Annotated in this window: 16 protein-coding genes and 1 pseudogene; 16 read left to right on the plus strand and 1 reads right to left on the minus strand. The window is 34.2% G+C overall.

Features of this window, described 5'->3' with window-relative positions:
- Positions 1–2: 2 nt before the first annotated feature.
- From STRUR_RS11090 to STRUR_RS01460, 12 genes are all read left to right on the plus strand, one after another.
- A complete protein-coding gene (locus STRUR_RS11090) occupies positions 3–1,919 on the plus strand; it encodes an Ig-like domain-containing protein (RefSeq protein WP_006738635.1) in 1,917 nt (638 codons plus the stop codon).
- Positions 1,920–2,227: 308 nt separating this feature from the next.
- Positions 2,228–3,241, plus strand: a complete 1,014-nt coding sequence (locus tag STRUR_RS01410; RefSeq protein WP_006740181.1) for a sugar transferase — start codon at positions 2,228–2,230, stop codon at positions 3,239–3,241.
- A gap of 2 nt (positions 3,242–3,243) precedes the next feature.
- Entirely contained in the window at positions 3,244–4,470 is a 1,227-nt protein-coding gene (gene secY2 / locus STRUR_RS01415) for an accessory Sec system protein translocase subunit SecY2 (RefSeq protein ID WP_006739245.1), read from the plus strand.
- Positions 4,471–4,481: 11 nt separating this feature from the next.
- On the plus strand, positions 4,482–6,029 hold the full coding sequence (asp1, locus tag STRUR_RS01420) for an accessory Sec system protein Asp1 (RefSeq protein ID WP_006738753.1): 1,548 nt from the start codon (positions 4,482–4,484) through the stop codon (positions 6,027–6,029).
- A gap of 2 nt (positions 6,030–6,031) precedes the next feature.
- Positions 6,032–7,600: an accessory Sec system protein Asp2 gene (gene asp2, locus STRUR_RS01425; RefSeq protein WP_006740414.1), complete on the plus strand. Its 1,569-nt coding sequence runs from the start codon at positions 6,032–6,034 to the stop codon at positions 7,598–7,600.
- The gene (gene asp3 / locus STRUR_RS01430; protein ID WP_006739609.1) at positions 7,597–8,544 is read left to right on the plus strand and encodes an accessory Sec system protein Asp3; all 948 of its coding nucleotides are present in this window, start codon (positions 7,597–7,599) and stop codon (positions 8,542–8,544) included. The genes asp2 and asp3 overlap by 4 nt, the downstream gene beginning before the upstream one ends.
- A gap of 12 nt (positions 8,545–8,556) precedes the next feature.
- Complete coding sequence (secA2, locus tag STRUR_RS01435) at positions 8,557–10,935, plus strand: accessory Sec system translocase SecA2 (RefSeq protein WP_006739016.1); 2,379 nt, start codon at positions 8,557–8,559, stop codon at positions 10,933–10,935.
- A 14-nt stretch (positions 10,936–10,949) separates the two neighbouring features.
- Positions 10,950–12,458, plus strand: coding sequence for an accessory Sec system glycosyltransferase GtfA (gene gtfA / locus STRUR_RS01440; protein ID WP_006738424.1), 1,509 nt, complete (start codon positions 10,950–10,952; stop codon positions 12,456–12,458).
- Complete coding sequence (gene gtfB / locus STRUR_RS01445) at positions 12,451–13,785, plus strand: accessory Sec system glycosylation chaperone GtfB (protein WP_006740303.1); 1,335 nt, start codon at positions 12,451–12,453, stop codon at positions 13,783–13,785. Before gtfA ends, gtfB begins: the two co-directional genes overlap by 8 nt.
- Positions 13,775–13,948: a hypothetical protein gene (locus tag STRUR_RS11665; protein ID WP_006739601.1), complete on the plus strand. Its 174-nt coding sequence runs from the start codon at positions 13,775–13,777 to the stop codon at positions 13,946–13,948. Before gtfB ends, STRUR_RS11665 begins: the two co-directional genes overlap by 11 nt.
- A 362-nt stretch (positions 13,949–14,310) precedes the next feature.
- Positions 14,311–16,251, plus strand: coding sequence for an Ig-like domain-containing protein (locus STRUR_RS01455; RefSeq protein WP_006739384.1), 1,941 nt, complete (start codon positions 14,311–14,313; stop codon positions 16,249–16,251).
- Positions 16,252–16,344: 93 nt separating this feature from the next.
- Positions 16,345–17,658 (plus strand): LPXTG cell wall anchor domain-containing protein, encoded by a 1,314-nt coding sequence (locus tag STRUR_RS01460; protein ID WP_006738679.1) that lies wholly within the window; start codon positions 16,345–16,347, stop codon positions 17,656–17,658.
- 76 nt (positions 17,659–17,734) lie between these two features.
- Here the strand turns inward: STRUR_RS01460 and STRUR_RS01465 are convergent, their stop codons facing one another.
- On the minus strand, positions 17,735–18,628 hold the full coding sequence (locus STRUR_RS01465) for a LysR family transcriptional regulator (RefSeq protein WP_006739515.1): 894 nt from the start codon (positions 18,626–18,628) through the stop codon (positions 17,735–17,737).
- A gap of 128 nt (positions 18,629–18,756) precedes the next feature.
- On the opposite strand from STRUR_RS01465, the gene STRUR_RS01470 reads away from it, so the two are divergent.
- From STRUR_RS01470 to STRUR_RS01490, 4 genes and pseudogenes are all read left to right on the plus strand, one after another.
- Complete coding sequence (locus STRUR_RS01470) at positions 18,757–19,593, plus strand: sugar phosphate isomerase/epimerase family protein (protein ID WP_006740647.1); 837 nt, start codon at positions 18,757–18,759, stop codon at positions 19,591–19,593.
- Between the two features lie 69 nt (positions 19,594–19,662).
- Positions 19,663–20,518, plus strand: a pseudogene (locus tag STRUR_RS01475) (SDR family NAD(P)-dependent oxidoreductase).
- Positions 20,519–20,561: 43 nt separating this feature from the next.
- Positions 20,562–21,833: an MFS transporter gene (locus STRUR_RS01485; protein WP_006739238.1), complete on the plus strand. Its 1,272-nt coding sequence runs from the start codon at positions 20,562–20,564 to the stop codon at positions 21,831–21,833.
- A 41-nt stretch (positions 21,834–21,874) separates the two neighbouring features.
- A complete protein-coding gene (locus tag STRUR_RS01490) occupies positions 21,875–22,756 on the plus strand; it encodes a shikimate dehydrogenase (RefSeq protein ID WP_006739670.1) in 882 nt (293 codons plus the stop codon).
- Positions 22,757–22,851: the final 95 nt, after the last annotated feature.

The following is a 22,851-nucleotide window of genomic DNA, read 5'->3' on the forward strand; positions in this document are numbered from 1 at the left end:
AAGTGGCAATAACGACAGGGACAGTTTTAGGTGGTGCAGCTATTTCAAACTTAGTTGTTGAAGCAGACACTAATACAGAAACTCTTGTAGGGTCAGATTCTGTAGCTATTTCAACAACAGAAAGTGCAATGTCATCAAACGTCACATCTGATAGTGAAAATACTGTATCATCTTCAAGAGTAGTCAATCTTTGGACTAATAGCACTTCTAATACTTCCTTAGCCTCAGAAACTAGTGAATCTCAATCTACTCAATCAGAAACTAATTCAATGTCTACTTCTGAATCACAAAGCAATTCAGAAACAAATAGTCAATCAATAGCAACAGTTCAACTATTTGCAGCAACAGCGGCAGATGCAACTAATACTGGAAATGATGTTTCATCTAGTGTAACTTCATTAACATTGAATGATGTGTCACAAAATCATCAAACAAGTGAGATTCAAAATGGAACAACTTATAATAATGACAGAAGATCTCCGGGCACTAGTTTTGATTTCACCTTTAAAAAAGATTCCGTTTCAGCAGGAGATTATGTAACATTTACATTGTCAGATACCATAAATGCAGCTGGGATAACAACATCTAAAATTGTCATACCGCCACTTACTTTGCCAGATGGAACACAGATTGCTGAAGGTGTATATGATTCAAGTAAAAATACCATTACTTATACATTTAATAATAATGTAGCAGGAAAAACAGATATTTCTGCGGGTGGTCATATCAGTATATATTTTGACCAAAAAAATGTACCAACTAATCAAGATAATGTTAATATTTCAGTGACTTCTGGAACAAAAATAGCAAGTAAGACTGTTAATGTTACTTATGATTCTGGGAATACAGACCCTAATGAAACTCAAGCAGGTGCAGATTATACTGTTGATTCTCGCGTCATTGCTGTAAATCATGATACAGGAAATGTTAAATACATTACTCAAGTTAATGCACCAGATGTTAGTTTTAATCAAGTGTTGGATCCATCAACCTCCTATAAAACAGTTATTGGAAATGCAACAGATCAAGACGCGTTAAAAACTGGAATATTAACAGAAGATGATTTGGCTACAAGAGCTCAAGTTGATATGAGTAATGCAACTTATAAGATATACAAAGTGTCAGATGCTTCAAAATTAGTTCCAGGTATGGTTCAAGATTATAGTGACACTAGTCTATTTACAGATGTTACTGACAGTATTGACTCAAAAATAGTCAATGGAAATATAGAAATAACATGGCCATCTAAAATGAGTGATGCTTATGTGGTTGTAGTAGATGGAACAATGAAAGGAACTCAAAAAACTGGAAAAGATTCTGTCGCCTTAATATCAACTTTTGGCAAATACAAAACTTATACTAACCAAATGAGAGATGGCTCAGGTTATACATTTGCTACAAAATTTGATGACAATTCAGCATCAGCAAATGCTGATAGTACCTCAACAAGTACAAGTAATAGTACTTCAGAATCAGGAAGTACCTCAGATTCAACCAGTGGTTCAGGCTCAAGTTCAGAATCAGATAGCACTTCAAATTCAACCAGTGACTCAGGCTCAAGCTCAGAATCAGGAAGTACCTCAGATTCAACAAGTAACTCAGGCTCAAGTTCAGAGTCAGGAAGTACTTCAGACTCAACCAGTGACTCAGGCTCAAGCTCAGAATCAGGAAGTACCTCAGATTCAACAAGTAACTCAGGCTCAAGTTCAGAGTCAGATAGCACTTCAGCATCATCATCAGAAAGTTCAAGTCAAGTATTTGTAAGTTCAGAATCAACAAGTCAAACACCACATAAAGGCAGCACAAGTCTACCTCGAACTGGTGATGACCATTCAGCAAGTATGGCAGCTGGCTTAGGTATTGGTCTCGTTGGCTTAGGATTAACAGTAGCAAAACGTAAAACTAACAAATCAGAATAAAGAATATTCAATTTCTGAACATGTAGCGTCATTATGTACTATTAATTAAAATAAAAATTTAATAAAATGGTATAATAAAAGGGACTTAGTCCCTTTTTCTAATTTTTCGATAGCTGAATGATTTATTAAATAAAAATAGAATATTTTTTTAAAAAAATGGACTGAATTATTTTAATAGTTAGAAGAATGATGAGTGTCCTGTTATTTTAGGGGAAAATCTAAAAGACATATTTAAGTTATCGTAAAGTCTGTTAAAAGTTAGAATTGATAGAACAAGAAAAAAATAATTAAGAATTTAAAGAGTTAGAATGAAAGTACATATTACAAATTTATATGGACAAGCAGCTACAAGTGTTGCTTTAATTGCACAAAATATGGTAGCAGAGATAGCAAAAAATTTAGGTTATCGAGAAATAGGTATCTACAGCTATCCGGTTCATACAGATACTGATGCTGAATTGAGTAAGCGTGTAGATGGAATGCTTGCAGCTGTTTCAAATGGTGATGTGGTTATTGTTCAATCACCAAGTTGGAATTCAACTGAATTTGATGATTATGTTGTTAATAAATTAAAATCTTATAAGGATATCAAAGTTATTCTGTTTATTCATGATATTATTCCTTTGATGTTTAAATCAAATGAATATTTAATTGATAAAACAATTGAAACCTATAACAAAGCTGATTTACTAATTCTACCTTCAAAAAAAATGGAAACAGAACTAAGAAGATGGGGATTAAAGACCAAGAAAATCTTAATCCAACATTTATGGGACCATCCAACACAGCTTTGGTTAGATATACCACCTTATGCCAAAAAGTGTCACTTTACGGGATCTAGTGAGCGTTTTACCTTTGTTAAGGATTGGCGCTACTCTAATCCGCTGTTTTATTATGGTCTTGACCAGTTTGATTACAGTGATTTAAATGTTAGTCATCAAGGTTGGAAATCTGATACAGAGCTATTACAAACATTGGCACATGAAGGTGGTCTTGGCTTAGTCTGGTCACAAAAATCAGATGTTGATTATTATGAATGGAATGCTTCTTATAAATTAAGCACCTATCTCGCCGCAGGACTTCCAGTAATTGTTCAGGATAATTTGTCAAATCACGAGTGGATCAGTAGAAATGGCCTTGGTATGGTCGTTTCATCATTAGAAGAAGCGAATGAAAGACTTGAACAATTGAGTCCTGAAGAGTATCAAGTCATGTGTAAGCATGTGCAGTTTTTTAGACCATTAGTGACGCAAGGTTATTTTTCAAGAAAAGTATTAACAGATGCTGTTTTTGAAGTCTTGCAAAATGATATAGAGGAATAAGAATGTCAACTTTTTTGAAACACCATTTACTTGTCAAAAAAATTGGATTTACTTTCTTTCTGATTTTGATATTTCTTTTAGGGAGACAGATTCCTCTTCCAGGGGTTGATGTAAATGCTTATCTAGGAAGTGAAAATAGCTTCATCAGGACAACAAGTAGTTTAACAGGTGGTAATCTCTCTCAAATTGGACTTTTTTCTTTAGGTCTTGGTCCATGGATGTCTGCTATGATTTTGATGAGACTCTTAACACTTGGTCGAGATTCCCAACAATTGTCACCAAAAGCTTTAAGTTTTAGACAAAATAGTTTAATGCTTGTTGTTGCAATCATACAAGCTCTAGGTATCTGTATTTCATTAAAATATAAAAGTGGGCAGCCTTTAAATTTTGCTATGGTAATTGTACCAGCTATTGTCTTAATTGGCGGATCTTTTATCATAGCATGGTTAGGCAATATTAATAGTATGCATGGGCTAGGTGGTCCAGCTATATTAGTCGTTGTTAGTATGATGGTAACTCAATTTCAACATATTCCGTTAATGGTAGATTTATTTAATAATGGATATGCATTGGCTATTATTGTCTTAATGGGTTGGTCTTTCATTTCAATGTTCTTTATTGTGTTTTTAGAACATTCAGAGTACAGGGTTCCGGTAATGCGGATTTCAATTCATAATAGATTAGTTGATAAAGCTTATCTCCCAATTAAAGTGAATGCTTCTGGAGGAATGCCACTAATGTATGTCTATACTTTTTTAATGTTGCCACAATACTTTATCATGTTATTTGCTTATTTTTACCCAAATAATCATCGACTGCAAGCTTGGTCGTTAATCTTTAACACCTATAATATTTGGGGAATATTCATTTTTTCAATTTTACTCTTTGTCTTAGCAATCGCTTTTTCCTTGATTAATATAGATCCTACAAAACTCGCTGAGGATATGAGGAATGCTGGTGACTATATTCCAGATATAGAACCAGGAAAAGAAACGCAATTATATTTAAGACATCTTGGAAGGTTTTTTGGTGTTTTTAGTGGTTTCTTTTTGGTTATCATGTGTGTATTACCTCTACTTTTGACATTGGGCAATACAAGATTGCAATCAATTGCTCAATTGACAGGAATTGTCATGATGATGACGGGGATTTTATTATCAGTAATTGAAGAAATCAAAACAGCTAGACTACGCAGTCGATACAAACCACTCTTTAGTCAAGATAATTAGAAAGGTTAATTATGTTTCATTTTGTTCCTGCTTGGTATCATCCTGAACGTACATGGTATGATAAAACAAGTGTTTGGTATCGTAGAGCTGCCGGCATGGATTTTGATGATACAATTAATCACGTTAAAATGTTTCAATATATAGACTATCAGTCAAGTTTATTGATTCTTAATTATATGCCAAATTTAAGGTATTTTTTACACCGTTATGACCTATTTGAACAAGACTACTATGCTATCTTTGATGTGATTCAAAATACGGAATCTGTTAGAGGAACACGATTTGATTTTAAACAATTAAATTGGTCAAAGAAAACCAGGTTTATTTACACACCTTTTGCGGTCATAGCTAAAGAGGGTGATCAAAAAATTGCCCAGTTAGAATTTGGTCAAGATGGACAGCTGATTTGGATTGATTTTTTTAAAGAGTCTCATTTAGACAAAACTTTTGTGTTTGATGACCGTGGTTTTTTATCAAGTATACTTGAACGCGATGAATCAGGAATTCCCTATTTACAAACTTATTTTGATGCCAAAGGAATTTGGGTCTTAAAAGAGTCACTTGTCGAAAACGAGAGTAAAGTCGTTATTAATGAAAGTCAGAAAGATCGCTTTAAAAAACTTGTTTATCAAGATTTAACAGAACTAATCATTGAAAAATGTCAAGACTACTATGATAAAGTCGTTGAAAAAGATGATACATTGATTTACGCTTATGATAAAAGACATCAAGCTATCTTAGCCAATATTTTTTCAAATCATCAAAAGTTAGTCTCTGTTTTTTCACTTCGAAATAAGAAGGAAGATTTTGAAAATCAAAAACACCTTTTAGATCAAAATCAATTAATTATCTGTGATCATTTAAATTTGACTAAAAAACTTGAAACTATAACAAAAACAAAAGTTGAACATCTTTCTCCTTTTGATACGCGATTGTCATTAGGAAAAAGCCAACATATCAAAGAATCCATTGTCTATTTTGTTATGGATGGATTAGATGATGCGCAATTATCTAAGTCTATCGACAATTGCTATCAAGCAATGCTTAAAGATAGTATGATTGAAATTGTTTTTGTAAGTTATGAAAGAGATTATAGCAAACGCATGATGGCTTATCAGTTTCTTGAAAAGACATTAGCCCAGTTTTCTGAAGAATTTATGCATCTTGAAGAACAGCAGTTGGTTTCTTTTGAAATTATAGATGCTGAGGAAGTGAAACCTAGAGTAGCCTATCATTATTTGGAAAGTGAACTAGATGTTATTAAATACCTTAATCAAGCAAGATTGATTGTTGATTTATCAGAAACACCTGACTTGTATACGCAGATAGCAGGTATTAGTGCAGGTATTCCCCAAGTTAACACGGTTTCAAGTGAATATGTCGAAGACCGAAAAAATGGTTATATCCTAGAAGATATAAGTCAACTAAAAGATGCATTTAGCTTCTATTTTGATGGTTTAGCAAACTGGAACCAAGCACTGGTCTATGCAGTTCAAAAGATTAATGATTATACTGGTGGGAATTTGGTTGCAAGACTTCTAGCAAAGAGTAAAGAATAATTATGGCAGAACAGACAATAAATATATTACAAATTGGTCAGGAGAACTGGTCACAGTCTTTTTCAATACCACAGAATCTTAATTGGATTCACTACGAACAATCAGATATTAGTGATTTTTTAGAACAGCAAAATCAGCTTAATGATGAGTCACAAGAAAAAAATAAAAAAGAAAAGGTGAGCTATCAAGCCTTGGTTTTGAGTGATCATTCCTTAGGCGATGATATTACATTGTTATCCGATTTATTTTCAGCTTATGAGGTGTTTTACTCTGAATTAGCACTGACAGAGTCAGAAAAAGCTCACCAATTTCTTTTACAAAAAATGGGCCAGCCTTTCAAAGATGACACTATCGAGGCGTTGATTAAACAATTTGAAAAAGGTCTTTTTGTGGGTCAATATGGTGCAAAATTACCAGTAACAGATTTGCAATTTTCATCACAATTCTTGGGAACTATTAGTATGCAAGGACATGCTTATGCAGATTTAAAAGGTAACTTTGGACCAGACTTTCAAGAAATTGCAGACTTTCCTTTTAATGTTCCCTATGCCAATGATAAATTTTTAGATTTGTTTTTAGAAACACAGATTGCAGAAACGTGTCGTCTCAAAATGGTAGTTTCTCTAATTCCAAATGGTTCAGTGGGTAATGTTGTGAAAGAGTGGGTGTTCGATCAAGAAGCTTTAAAAAATCCACTATTAATTGATGCAGACCAATCTGGTGTTCTTCATATTCAACTCTTGGCCAAAGGTTTCGGACAGTTAAAAATTGGACCACTTCATTACCGTTGGAGTCGTAATGGATTAGGCGAATTTTTATTAGGTGGACAACGTTTTGCAGATGACAATGGTCAAGAATTCATGACTTATTTTGATCCAGCTGATTTTAAACCACCATTATGTGTTTATTTTTCGGATTTTCGTTCTGCAGAAGGTTTTGAAGGTTATTGGATGATGAAAAGTCTAGGGACTCCCTTTTTATTACTCTGTGATCCTAGATTAGAAGGCGGTTCTTTTTATATTGGTAGTGAGTCCTATGAGGCTGCTATTGTGAAAAAAATTCAAGAAACTCTTGATTTTTTAGGTTTTACTTCAGATCAATTAATTCTTTCAGGCTTATCAATGGGAACTTATGGCGCTATATATCATGGGACTAAGCTTAAACCACATAGTATTATTGTCGGTAAACCTGTACTTAATATGGGATCAGTTGCCCAGAGTGAAAGAGTAAAAAGACCAGGTGGGTTTCCGACAGCTTTAGATATTCAACAGGTTTATTATGATTCACTTGATGAAAAAGCGTCTAAAGCATTTGATGACCGTATATGGAATCAATTTCAATTAGCTGATTTTAGTCATACCAAATTTATTGTCGCCTATATGAAAGATGATGATTATGACCATACAGGCTTTTCTGACTTGTTAAAACATTTAGAAGCATCACCACAAAATATTGTTGGACGAGGATGGCAAGGAAGACACGATGATGCAGCATCAGAAGTGCCTGCTTGGTTTATCACACAATATAGAAACCTAATTAGTCATGATTTTAATAGAAAGTTTAATGAATGAGAACACTAATTTACTGGCAACACTTTGCAAAATCAAGTTATAATCACGGTGGTTCTTTCTATTTTCAAGATGGGAAAGTCTTTTTTAGTAACCCCTTGATGCCACCAAGTTTTGCAATGAATGAATGGGTATCACAAACAAATTTTCAAGATAATCGTGTTGAGCCAGATTTACCTTTATTAAAAAGAGGCCACACTTATCAGATTGATTTAGAAGCAGATATTGTTCCTCAAAAAACAGTCTACATTAGGATTGATTATTACAATCGTCTCAATGACCAAATTGGTTTTGAAATCTTAAAAAATGATAAGCGTGATTTTTGCTATCCCAAAGATGCCTATTGGTACAAAATTAGCTTAATCAATGCAGGCTGTGAGTCAATGGTTTTTAAGCATATGGTGATTTATGATGATGAAGTAACTTTTGAAGGAGACTCTGCAAGAGAGGAACTTTCGGTCACCATGCAACATAAATGTGAATCTCAAGCTTATCACCTGGTCTTTTTGGAAGAAAAAGGCGATCAAATACCAGAAAATGTGCTTTCTCAATTGCCAAATCTAATAGTAATTTCAGATTATAAGCAACATGACTTCTTTTTATCAAAAGACATCGAAAAACTTGTTTGGGAGTTATCACAGTTAAAAGAATTAAATTTAATTGGTGTTGGACCATTTGGTAATTTTGCAGTTACCTATTACCGTTATCGCTACCATAATATTAAAGCATTTGTGACATCTAGTTTTTACAGTCCCAGAGAATACCTCAATCTCCTGACGCCAGTAGTAGCTAATAAGACCTCAAAGTTAAAAGATGTATGGCAATATAAGCAAACGAATAAAGCTTTAACCTACTATGGTGACAATCTTGATGACAAGCAACTAACTATTGTGTCACGCTTTTTAAAAAGTACTGAACAACTCAATTACTTACCATTTTTAAACTAAAAAGGAAATAGCATGAAAAAAGACACCTCTTTATTTTCACTTGATCGCCGTCGATTAGGGAAAATGAGAAAAAAACTAGAAGAGATAAACGCTCTAAAAGCTGAAATGGCAGCCTTAACAGATGATGCTTTATCTCGAAAAACATTAGAATTTAAAGAACGTCTTGCAAATGGTGCGACCATAGATGACCTTTTAGTTGAAGCTTTTGCGGTTGTTCGTGAAGTTGACAAGAGAATTTTAGGAATGTTTCCATTTGATGTTCAAGTCTTAGGTGGCATTGTTTTACATCAGGGTAATATCGCTGAAATGAAAACAGGTGAAGGAAAAACCCTGACAGCCACGATGCCTTTATACCTTAATGCATTAGAAGAAAAAGGAGCTTTCTTAATTACTAATAGTGAGTATCTAGCTATAAGAGATGCAACTGAAATGCGCAAAGTCTATGAGTTTTTGCAATTAAGTGTAGGAATTGGTGTCTTTGACGATCCTAATCGAAAAGTAGAAGTTGAGGAAAAGCGTGCCATTTATCATTCTGACATTATCTACACCACAAATAGTGCACTGGGTTTTGACTATCTGATCGATAATTTGGCAACTTCTAGTGATAAAAAGTACATGCGACCTTTTCATTATGCCATTATTGATGAAGCAGATGCTGTCTTGTTAGATATGGCACAAACGCCACTTGTTATTTCAGGTGCACCGCGCGTGCAACCAAATCTTTATGCGGTTTCTGATGAATTTGTCCTTAGTCTAGAAGAAGAGACAGATTATTACCTTGATCGTGAGCGTAAAGAAGTCTATTTGAAGAAAAAAGGAATTAACGAAGCAAAACGCTATTTTAGTCAAAAAGGCTTATATACGAAGGGGAATAAAGAACTGGTTCGTCACCTTAATTTAGCACTAAAAGCACATACTCTTTTTGAAAATGGGAAAGATTATGTGATTCATGACGAAGAAGTCAAATTATTGGATAAAGGGAATGGCCGTATTTTATCTGGCACTAAACTTCAAGGCGGTATTCATCAGGCTATTGAGGAAAAAGAGAAGGTGAAAGTAACACCAGAAATGCGTTCTATGGCTTCAATCACTTATCAAAATCTCTTTCTAATGTTTGATACACTTGCTGGAATGACAGGAACAGGAAAAACGGCAGAAGACGAACTTATTGAAACCTTTAATATGGAAGTTGTCAGAATTCCAACCAATAAACCAGTCATTAGGCAAGACTTTCCTGATCGTATTTATACCACTCTACCTGAAAAAATCAATGCTACCATTCAATTTGTTAAGCAGATCCATACGACAGGACAGCCAATTTTACTAGTGACAGGTTCTGTTAGAATGTCAGAACTCTTTTCTGAAATATTACTCTTGGAAGGATTACCACATAGCTTGTTGAATGCTCAAAGTGCTGCAAGAGAAGCACAAATGATTGCTGAAGCTGGTCAGATGAATAGTATTACTGTTGCTACTAATATGGCAGGTCGAGGCACTGATATCAAGTTAGGTCAGGGTGTGAAAGCGTTAGGTGGTTTAGCAGTCATTGGCACAGAACGCATGGCTAGTCAACGTATGGACCTACAATTACGAGGACGTTCAGGTAGGCAAGGAGAACCAGGCTTTAGTCAATTTTTTGTTTCTTTTGAAGATGATCTCATTATGGAATCAGGATCAAAATGGGCACATCGTTATTTCAAAAAACATAAGGATGCACGTGATGACGCTATTCCAAAAGAACTAAAAGGGTATAGGTATCGTAGATTATTTAAAAAGGCTCAAGAGACTAGTGATGCTAAGGGGCAATCATCGCGCTCTAATACATTGGAATTTGATGAAAGTGTCAAAATTCAAAGAGAATTAATTTATCAAGAACGTGACAATATCATCTACAATCGGAATAAAGATTTTAATGCAGACTTTATTGTTAAAAAAGTAATTGCTGATTTTGTGACAAATGAAGAGATTTCTAGAGATAATGTGACACGTTTTATTCTTGATAATATGACATATGGATTTACAGGCTTTCCAAATCAGCTAAGTTTTAAGGAGAAAGAAGCTGTCCATCAGTTTTTAAATGAGTTAGCACAAGAGATTTTAGATAAAAAGAGACTTTACTTAACAAAAGATTTTGTTGATTTGGAACGCAATAGTGTCTTAAAAGCAATTGATGAATGTTGGGTAGAAGAAGTCGATTACTTGCAACAACTACGTACTGTAGCAGTAGCCAGACAAACTGCTCAACGAAACCCCATCTATGAGTATCATCAAGAGGCTTATCAATCTTTTTTGACCATGAAAGAGGACATTTACAAACTAACCTTTAGACATTTATTACTAAGTGAAGTAACCTATACTAAGAAAAACGAATTACAAATTTATTTTGTGTAATTGAGGAGCAATTAATGACAGTTTATAATATTAATCATGGCATAGGCTGGGCAAGTAGCGGTGTTGAGTATGCCCAAGCTTACCGTTCTTCTATTTTTAAAAAGATTGGTGCAGATGCCAAATTTATTTTCACGGATTTGTTTGTTCAAGATAATCTCTCTGATTTGACTAGAAACATTGGTTTTAGTGACTCTGATATTATTTGGTTATATGGTTGGTTTACGGATATTCCAGTTGGTCCAGTAACAGTTACTTTAGATGACTTAAAAGCTAAGGTCAGTGAACCAATCATTAGAGAAGAAACAAATGGAAAATCAACGAAACTCTTCTTTTCAGATGATTCTTTTTGGACAGTTTATTTTAATAATCCTGAAAAAAAGACTGTTCACCGCGTTGAAATTGTTTCTAGAAATATTTTGGTAAGAAAAGATTATTACACAAGTCGGAGAATTTTTTCAGAATACTATTATCCAAAAAATAAAACAATCTTTGTCAATGAAAGGCACTTTTATAATCAAGATGGGTCAATTGCTTATATTGAACTGGTTGATGGAAAAGAGAGTCAATTCAAATTTTCAAATTGTCTTTTACCTTCAAAATCAGCTTTTTTTGATTACTTTATGAGTCAGTTACAATTGACTAAAGAAGATGTTCTTATATTAGATCGTTCCACAGATATTGGTCAATCTGTTTTTCGTTATGCAAAACCTGCACGTTTAGGTGTTGTGATTCATGCAGAGCATTTTAGTGAAAATGCAGTAACAGATCAAACGATTTTGTGGAATAATTATTATGATTATCAATTTACCAATGCTAGTAAAGTTGATTTTTTCATTACGGCTACTGAAAAACAAAAAGAAGTTTTGACAGCTCAATTTGAAAAATACACCAATCAAAAACCGACGATTGTTACTATTCCAGTAGGCTCCATTGATCAGCTTCAAATACCAGAAGAAGAAAGAAAGAAACATCATGCCATAACTGCCTCGCGTTTAGCTTCTGAAAAACATGTAGATTGGCTAGTAAAAGCTGTGATTAAAGCAAGAAAAACCATTACAGATCTTACTTTTGATATTTATGGCTCTGGGCAAGAAAGTCAATTGATTTCATCCATTATTGAAGAAAATCAAGCTAAAGATTACATCAGACTAATGGGACATCATGATTTGAGTAAGGTTTATTCACAGTATGATTTGTATTTATCGGCATCAAAAAGTGAAGGCTTTGGATTAACACTACTAGAGGCTGTTGGGTCTGGTTTACCTTTGATTGGATTTGACGTTCGTTATGGGAATCAAACGTTTATCAGTGATGGCGAAAATGGTTATCTTATTTCACTTGAAAATCGTGACAAAGAATCTGACATCATTGAGGCTATTTGTCAAAAGATAATTCAACTCTACCGTGATGCTAATTGGGAACACTTCTCTGAGAAATCATATCAATTGGCACAGGGCTATCTTACAACGGAAATAGAACAAAAATGGCGTGCTTTACTAGAAGGGGGTAACCAAAATGATTAATCTCTTTGATCATTACAATCAACTAAGTTGGGATTTGCATTTTTCATTAATCTCTTCTGGTTATAAAAATCCGACAATTGTTCTTAATGATGATGGATTTTTACCAAATGATGTGACGTCACCTTATCTTTTTTATCTAGGATACGATGTTGAAGACTATTCACCACTTTATTACAACCAAGTGGCTGTACCAGATTATTGGGAAATTATTGGAACAAATACAGATGCGTTTGTTTATGATTTAGCTGAAAAAAAAGCTCATATTAGTTATAGCAATCCAAGCCATCGACGCTTTGTAAAAGAGGTGGATTGGTTGGATCATAACGGTAATGTTCTTGTGAAAGATTGTTATAACAAATCAGGCTATCGTTTTGCTCAAAAAAGCTATAATAAAGAATCAAAATTGGTTCAAACAACCTACTTTAACGCAATAGGACAAAGCGTTATTGTTGAAAATCACACCACTGGTGATATCCTTTTAACTCAAGAAGACAAAGAATTTGTCTTTAAACAAAAGGTTGATTTTGTCAGTCACTATTTGCGTGATGCACAATTTGATCTATCCGCCATTTTTTATAATTCCTTAGCAACTCCTTTCTTGGTTTCATACTACCTTGCCAAACCTGGGAAAGATGTCCTTTTTTGGAATGAACCTATCAGGCAAACTATCCCTGGGAATATGATGGCACTTTTAGAACAAAAGAGTAGACCAACTAAAATAATTTTCCAAGATTGGCAGGCTTTCCAGAAAGCACAACAATTGTTAAGCCCTCAATATAAAAACCAAATTGACTTTCTTGGCTTTATGTATCCAAATAAGCGTCAAAATCAATTAACTGCAAATGCCTTTGTCTTAACAAATTCAGATCAAATAGAAGGTCTTGAGCAAATCATTCGTGAGCTTCCCGAACTCAACATTGCTATCGGTGCTATTACTGAGATGTCTCCTAAATTAATGGCTTTAGCTCAATATCAAAATGTCACATTATACCCAAATATTGCAACACCAAAAGTTGAAGAACTTTATCAAGATTGTGACATTTACCTTGATATTAATCAATTTAATGAAATTTTGACAGCAGTGAGGACGGCTTTTGAGCATAATCAAGTCATTTTAGCTTTTAAGTCAACAGCTCATCAACCAAAATTTACAGCAAAAGAGCATATTGTGGAAGATGGTCATATAGCTGATATGATTAAACAACTAAAATTACTAATCAAGGATGAACAAGCATTCAGAAATGCAGTTGAAATGCAGCGCTTTAAAGATATCTCATCACTTCCTCAAGATTATCAAGAGAAAGTAGGTGCTTTTTATGACGCCTAAAAATCCATTAGAAGAAAGTATCGAAAAAAGACTTCATAAAGAGAGGTATGTTGAACCTAAAAAGAAAAAAGAAGGCAACCCATTTAACCTCCAAATTGTTCTGGCAATTGCTATATTAATTGGACTCTTTTTATCACTGATGAAAATATTGGCTGTATTTTAATAGATTTTTTCTTAAAAAAGACATTGCTAAAATTTCTTAAGTAGATGGATTTCTGTGATACTTCTACCATTGTCAAAATAAAAAATAAGTTATCAACAATAGGTATTTAACAAGTAACAGTCTTGTTGGTTTAGAATTATAGCTTTTATTATTAGGCCTATTTGACTATAAAAATAAAATGTTAATGAAAATAAGAAAAGTAAGGCATTGTTCTTACTTTTTTTTAATGTATTTGAAAAATAAATCCAATTTAGGCTATTTTAATTGTGTTAAAACTTGATAAAAGGTATGATATAATCGTAAACTTAAATATTCAGATATTTGTGTCTTGTAAGGAGGTTTAAAATTGATAAAGAAAAATAATGGAAAAAAAGCTTATTTCTGATACCCAAGTACGTGTCAAAATGTATAAAGCTGGTAAAAATTGGGTAAGTATTCTCATTTCAAAATGGAAAATGATTAAACAAGGTGGACAAACAATAACATTAAAAAAGCGTGAGTCCTCAATTGATTCTGCTGAACTTTCTTTACAAAATAGACAGTATATAAAAGCTCTTCTTTTAGCAGGAACGGTTTCTGGTGGAGCACTTATTTCAAATGCTGTTGTACAGGCAGATGAAACGACAGTTGCAACAGATACCACAAATGCCAGTAGTAATACAGATGTTGTGATTGTCTCAACAACGGAAACAGCAAGTACATCTTCTACTGGAAGCACTAGTACAAGCGTTACTAGTGAATCACAATCTTCTACTAGTCAGTCATTATCAGATGGTCAAGAGAGTCAAACACTTAGCACTACATCGACAGACACAAGGAGTCAAACCTCAGAGTCGCTATCAAAAACGTCTGAAGGTAGTTCTACATCAATATCAGCATCTGAATCAACATCAGAAGTAACACCTAGAATGGTTAGAAGTCGAGTATACGTTCGTGCAGCAGCTACCACACCGACAGATGTAACCTCTCAGTTAACCAATGTGGCAATATCATTTAACGATAGTCAAAATGTCAATCCAGGAACCATTAACATGGGTACTGGTGAGCATTTGTATTTAGAAACATCATTTCAAATAGCTTCCGCACGCGCAAATGATACTTTTTCAATCAAACTAAGTGATAATTTGGATATAAATGGCGTGGGTACTAGCTTAACTGTTGAACAGATTCAATCAAATGGAGAAACTTTAGCAACAGGTGTTTATGATCCTGACACACACACTATCAAATACACCTTCACATCGGATATTATTAATGTGACTAAAGCGTCTGTTACCAATCCAATCTGGCCAGATGATCGCTTAATCCCAAATACAACTTCTGGACAAACATTTACTGCTAGTGTAGGTACAACAAGTCAATCTATTACTGAGAATATTTCTTATGGGACAGAGACCACTACTAAAGTAGGAAATCAAGATTTACAAATAAATTCGCGCATTGTTCAGCAGGATGAAACAACCCAAACAGTAACATATAATACTTTAGTTAATCCAAATGGTAATAATCTAACAACTAGTTATCATTATTATTCTGAAATTACTAATGTTACAAATACTGATGACGGTACTGGACATATCATTACCAGTACGGTAAATTTAAGAGATGCAACAGTTCAGATTTATAGAGGGACAACTACAACAATTGGTCAAAGTATTAATCCTGATCTATCAACCCTAACTGATGTGACAGATGTCTATTCACATACAGTAGACCAATATGGAAATATTGTCATTGATTGGGGAAATAATGCTTTTTCAGATACAAACAATAATGTCTATATGATTGTTGTAAAAGCGTCATATAATAATACCGAAGATATTGGACTTGTATCAAGTCTTGAAACTATCGTCCTAAATAGATATAAATTTGCTGCTTACCATGGTGCCTATGTCAGAGATGCTACAGGTAAGAGTGCCTTTGAGTCTGAGAAAACTGCTGAATCGTTAAGTGTTTCTAGTTCAGAATCGTTATCACTTCATGATCAATCACTCAGTGAGTCAAACTCGATTTCTTTAGTCGCACATGATCAATCTGTTTCGCAATCAGAATCAGTTTCATTATCTGAATACACACAATCTGTCAGTGCATCTTTATCAACGGAACAATCTGAGCATGAGGCTTCGGTAAATGCTTCAATTTCAGAATCATTGTCTCAACATGATCAATCAGTTAGCCTATCAACATCTGAAAGTATTTCTAATTTTGAAGTCTCTGTTAGCACTTCAGAATCTCTAGCAGACTCTGAGTATTACCAATCTGTAGTGACATCAGTATCAGCCTCTGCTTCATTGAAAGAATAACAAGAGAGTCTTTCAGCTTCAGAATCGCTATCGACTAGAGATGCATCTGTATTAACTTCAGTTTCAGAATCTTTATCCAATCAGGAAAAGTCATTGAGTCTTTCAGAGTCCACATCCTTATCGGCTTATGAGGAATTCACAAAAAAATCGGCCTCAGAATCACAGTCAGTTTATGAAAGTTCTGTTCTAGCTTCAACTTCAGCATCTCTATCAACAGAAGAAGAATCAGCAAGTCTAGTTGCCTCAGAATCCTTATCCAATCAAGAGAAGTCAATGAGCGATCTTGATTCGACATCACTCTCGGAATATGAACAATCGATTTTAGAATCAGCTTCAGCTTCAGTATCATTGTATGATCAATCCCTAGAAAACTCAGCTTCAGAATCACAGTCAGTTTATGAAAATTCGATCTTCGTTTCAACATCGGCTTCTATTTCTGAAAAAGATAGATTAGAAAATCAATCCTTATCAGAGTCTTTATCAGAATCTCAGGCCAGTGTTTTGCAATCTGAATCAGAATCCCTCTCAAATGATGCTGCTTCAATCAGTGCTTCAGAATCACTTGCAGATTCACAATATTATGAGTCAGTGATGACCTCTACTTCAAATTCCGTATCCTTACAAGAATATCAAGCTAGTTTATCAGCCTCAGAATCACTTTCTATTTACGATCAATCCTTAGAAAACTCAGCTTCAGAATCACAATCAATATATGAAAATTCTGTACTAGCTTCAACATCAGAGTCAATTTCTGAAAAAGATAAGCAAGAAAATCAATCTTTATCAGAATTCTTGTCAGAATCACAAGAAAGTGTTCTAAAATCAGAATCAGAGTCACTTTCAAATGCTGATAAATCAGTGAGCATTCAAGCATCAGAATCGCAATCAATCAGTGAAAAGGATGAATTCACTTCAGAATCTATTTCTCTGTCACAATATGAGTCTTCTGCTAGTCAGAAATTGTCCGAATCATCATCAGCTTATGATCAATCAGTCAATGCTTCTTTATCAGAATCACAATCATCATTTGATGAGTCAGTATTTGAATCAACTTCAGAATCACTCTTCCAAGATGATGAGTTGGGAAGTAATTCACTAGCGGGGTCACTAATTGAAAGATTCTTCTCAGAAAGTAGTTCAGAGTCTCTAAGTTTAAGTCAATCACTCAGTTTATCTGAACAAACATCGATGAGTAGTAGTGAAACAACGATGACATCAGAGCACCTATCACTGTCTGCTAGTCAAAACGCTTCAACATCTGAGACAATTAAAAACCAAGCTGTTCAGCATAAGCACCAAGAACTTCCAAATACAGGAGATGAAACTAATAAGTCTAATCTATTGGTCGGACAAGGTATATTAATAGCAATATTAGGATTACTTGGTTTCAAGAAGAAAAAAGAGTAGTCAAGAGATAAAAAAGTAAAGGTTTAACCTTTACTTTTTTTGTTAATAAATTTAAATAGATTAGGTCTAATCCAATCTATTTTTTCTGTTTAAATGATTTTGTGACATATGAAATAAAATCTTCGGTAGCTGGTGATATTTTTGCATCTGTTAAGTAGGCAAGGTAGTAGTAATGCGATGCTTTTAATTCATCTAGTTCTATAATATCAACGTCTAGTGTCTGTAGCAAATCCATTCTTGGTAATATAGAAATTCCAAATTGTTGTGCTACAAGTCCAGCAATAGTTTCATCTTCTTCAACTTCAAATGCTACCGTCACTTCATCACTAAAACCTTTAAAAAGATTATTATAAATAGGTCTCAACCCACTTCGTTTTGAAAACCAAATTTGTGGATAAGAAAGAGTATCTTTAAGTTGAACCTTATCTAAAGTCGACAAAGGATGGTCCTTCGGCACAACGAGGACCATATCTTGAACAGCAATAGGAATATAACTAATCTGTTTATATTGGTCTAATTTTGAACAAAATGCAAGGTCATATTTCCCATCAATAACACCTTGTAATAAATCGATTGACATGCCACTATCATTAAAAAAATTAAACTGGATATGGTGATTAGGATAATTGGACATAAAATCTCTAATGAGATTTGGCACAATATAATGACTCAGTGATCTTAGTAAAGCAATATCTAATTGAATGGTCATTTGTGCATGTGCTTGCATGGTCACAACAGTATCATCAATAATGCTTAAAGCTTTTTGAATTTCCTCTTTGAAAACGTCACCTTCCTTGGTTAGTATGACATTTCGTCCTTGTTTTTTAAAAAGAGGTAATCCCAATTCTTCTTCAATCATGGCAATAGCGTGACTTAAAGTTGGCTGAGTAATATGCAATTGTTCAGCAGCTTTTGTGTAATGCTCTAAATTTGCAAGTGTCACAAAATACCTTAAATGTTGTAGATTCATCCTATCACCCTTTCTTATCAGTAAGTCTAGCATAAACGATAAATTTTTTCTATGGAAAGCCTTTCAAAAATCAATTTGTTTTTGTGAATTTTTTAACTTATAATGAAAATAAAGAGGGGAGTGACATGATGTCATATCAAATACCAATTACAATTTGTTCATGGACGCTAGGTGATAAATGTAGCTTTGAAGAACGTGTGAAAGCTACAAAAGATGCCGGATATGAAGGAATTGGATTAAGAACAGAGAATTACGTAGATGCTCTAAGTGAAGGCTTAACAGATCAGGATATTCTAGCAATTCTTGACAAATACCAAATGAGAGTTACAGAAGTGGAATATATTGTTCAATGGGCTGAAGAAAATCGATCATATGAACAAAAGTATAAAGAACAGTTATGTTTTCATATGTGTCGTCTCTTCAATGTGGAACACATTAACTGTGGTTTAATGGAGAATTATGACATAGCTTATACAGCTCAAAAATTAAAAGAACTTTGCCAAAGAGCTGGAGATTTAATTATTGGAGTAGAGCCAATGCCATATAGTGGCTTACCAACATTTGAAAAGGCATTTAAAGTTGTTGAGGAATCAAAAGCTAAAAATGCTATGTTAATTTTAGATACTTGGCATTGGGTCAGAGCTAATCAAGATTACCATCCACTCACTAAAGAAGAAGCTCAAAAAGTCATTTCGATTCAGATTAACGATGCTTATGAAAGACCATATGCAAAGGCTATACTAAGAGATGAATCCATGCATGACCGTTTAGCTCCTGGAACAGGTGCCAAAGATACAGCAAGATTTGTCAAAATGATTAAAGAGGCAGGAATAATACCAAAAGTGATAGGTGTTGAAGTCATCAATGATGCCCATCTTGAAAAAGGGTTAAATCATATGACAGATTATACTTATCAAGCAACTGAGAAAGTCTTGAAAGAAGCTTGGCCAGAATTACTATCATAACAGTTTAAAATTTTATGAAAATAAAACTAAAATAATGATAAAAAATTATATAATATAAAAGGAGAAATTATGTCTGATCAATGGTTAGGATTAGAAGGAAAAGTTGCAGCAGTCACTGGAGCTGTTGGGGGAATGGGAAAAACAATCGTAGAAGAGTTTGCTAAACAAGGAGTAAAGGTTGTCCTTTTGGATATCAAAAAAGAAGAACTTGAAGCTTATGCAAATGAAATTTCTCAAAAATACCAGGTTGAAACATTAGCGTTGGTTACCAATTCTACCTCAGAAGAAGATGTGGACCGTGCGGTTAGTCAAACAATAGATCATTTTGGGAAAGTGGATATTTTGGTGAATACGGCAGCCATGTTAAGAGCATGTCCTTTAGAAGACTTGCCCTTGGATGAATGGCGACAAACCGTAGATATTAACCTTACAGGTTATTTCCTTGTATCACAACGTTTTGGTCGTCAAATGATTAAACAAGGCAAGGGAAATATGGTTCACATATCAACTATTGCTTCCGTTTTTCCAGAAACTTATTCTGCAGCGTATAGTTCAACAAAAGCTGGTGTCAATATGATGTCACGACAAATGGCAGCAGAATGGGGACAATTTGGTGTTCGAAGTAACTGTATTCAACCTTGTTTTGTAAAGACACCATGATCAGAAGCATTCTATGCTGATCCTGAAGTTGAAAAAGGACGTAAAGCTTCTAACAGCCAATAAACGCATTGGTAATACGATGGATATTGCAAATGCTGTGCTTTATCTAGCAAGTGAACGCTCAGACTACACAAATGGTCATGAACTTCGTGTTGAGGGTGGTTTTGGGATTATGATGGGAGATCAAACACCAAAACCAGGTGGGCGCCGTCAATATGCAGAAAAAGAACATAAAGCATATCTTGATCGTATACATAAACAATAAAAATAAAAGAAAAGACCATCATTATTGATGGTGAGGAAGAACCATGTTTAAAAACAATAAATACAATCTCACTGCTTTTTTACTTTGGATGACTTACTTTTGTCATGGTATGCAAGCTGTCTTTATTTCACAAAATGCTAGTTACTTTGCAACAAAATGGCATGTGGCTGCAGCAGCTGTTTTTGGTGTTATTGCCTGGACTGGACTAGGAAAAATTATATTTCTAACATTTGCAGGAACCTTATCAGATAAGGTTGGACGGAAACCCTTGATTGTAGCAGGTTTGATTGGTTATGTGATTATGTTTGGCTCATTTCTAATTGCAACCAATATTTGGATGGCAAATATACTTTCATTTATTGGTGGCGCCATGACTTCACTATATGATAGTTCAATTAATCCAGCCTTATTTGAAATTTTTCCAAAAGAAAAATCAATAGCTAGTATTATTGGTAAAACATTTATTAATATCTCATCAATGCTTTACCCATTATTAGTTGCCTTTATTGTCAGTCACAAGATTTCAAATGCATTAGCTTTGTGGGTGCCATTTGTCTTGAGTTTTATTATCTTAATTGGTATTTTACTTTCCCATTTTCCTGATAGTGATATTCAAAAAGAAAAGGGAATTTCAGCTAGTCAAGCTATAAAATACCTTGAAGAAAGTCAAAGTACACAAGGAAATCATTCAACTGTAAAACATCAAAATCAAGCTAATTTTGCTATTGATGGTGTTGTTCTATCAGCCTTTGCCTTTACGATTTACTCAACTTTCTATTTATTCCAACAAGCATCAAAACTCTATGCTCAAAATGTGATTCATATGTCTGAATCAGGTGCTTCTGCAGTAACATCTTATTATCAACTTGGCGGGTTGATTGCAACTGTAGTATTTGCTTTCATCATGGTTCGTGGTGTTCGAGATATGGCTATTTTAGTCATCAGCCCCATTTTTGCTGGTTTAGCAGGATTGTTAGTCTATTTCTATCCAACAGCAGGAACGCTCACACTTGCAGGTATTCTCATTGGATTCTTTGCTGCGGGTGGTTTACTCCAAATGGGGAATGCTGTATTAAATCATTTTTTCGATACCAATAAAGGTCGTAACACAAGTATTTATTTCTTTGTTATGTCAGTAGGTTCGTATGTTGTCCCATTAATTGCAGCTAAATTAATTGCTGCAAATCATGCAGATTTAATCATGCTTTTTGTAGCTTTCTGTGGTTTTGCATCAGCAGCGCTAATGATCTTTACAGGACGTCGTTATAGTCATATCTTTGGTGTTTCTATTTTTTCAAATAGCAACAAAAAATAAAAGATAGTATTTTGAAATAAATGTCATGAAAGAGGTATATTATGTCAGAACGTTTATCAGGACACACCTTATTAATAGGATTAATCGCAACTCCTATTCGTCATAGTTTATCACCAAAAATGCATAATGAAGCATTTGCTAAGTTAGGTCTAGATTACGCTTATCTTGCTTTTGAGGTTGGTAATGATGAATTAGAAGATGCTGTAAAAGGTATACGTGCTCTAGGAATACGTGGTGCAAATGTTTCAATGCCAAATAAACAAGCCATTATTCCATATCTAGATGAGTTATCACCAGCTGCCGAACTTATTGGTGCAGTTAATACCGTAGTCAATAAAGATGGTGAAGGGCATTTAGTTGGTCATAATACAGATGGTGTAGGAGCTGTTAAAGCTTTAGCTTCAGAAGGAGTATCTGTCAAGGATCAAATCATAACACTTGCAGGTGCAGGTGGTGCAGGTACTGCCATTGCCGTTCAATTGAGCTTAGATGGCGCAAAAGAAGTACGAATCTTTAACCCAAATGACCCTACTTATGCAAATGCTGAAAAGACAGTCGAAAAAATCATGAGTAAGACAGATACTAAAGCAAGCATCACAGATATTGACAATCAAGAAGCTTTCAAGAAATCAATTGCTGAGTCAAGTATCTATATTGATGCAACTGGAGTTGGTATGGGCAAGCTAATAGACTTAAGCCTTATCAATGACCCAGAGGTAATCAGACCAGATCTTGTTGTATTTGATGTCGTTTATTCTCCAGCAGAAACAAAATTATTAAAATTTGCAAGAGCTAATGGCGCTAAAAAGACCATGAATGGTTTAGGTATGATGCTTTATCAAGGTGCTGCAGCCTTCAAACTCTTTACCGGTGAAGATATGACAGTAGATTATATTCATGATCTTCTATTTAATGATAAATAGAATTTAAAAAGATGACCTTTTGTCATCTTTTTAAAATAATAAATGCTAAAACGTAGTTATCAAAGTAAAAAAAACCATCAGTCATTCATTTATAA

The organism is Streptococcus urinalis 2285-97, assembly GCF_000188055.2.
Lineage (GTDB): Bacteria > Bacillota > Bacilli > Lactobacillales > Streptococcaceae > Streptococcus > Streptococcus urinalis.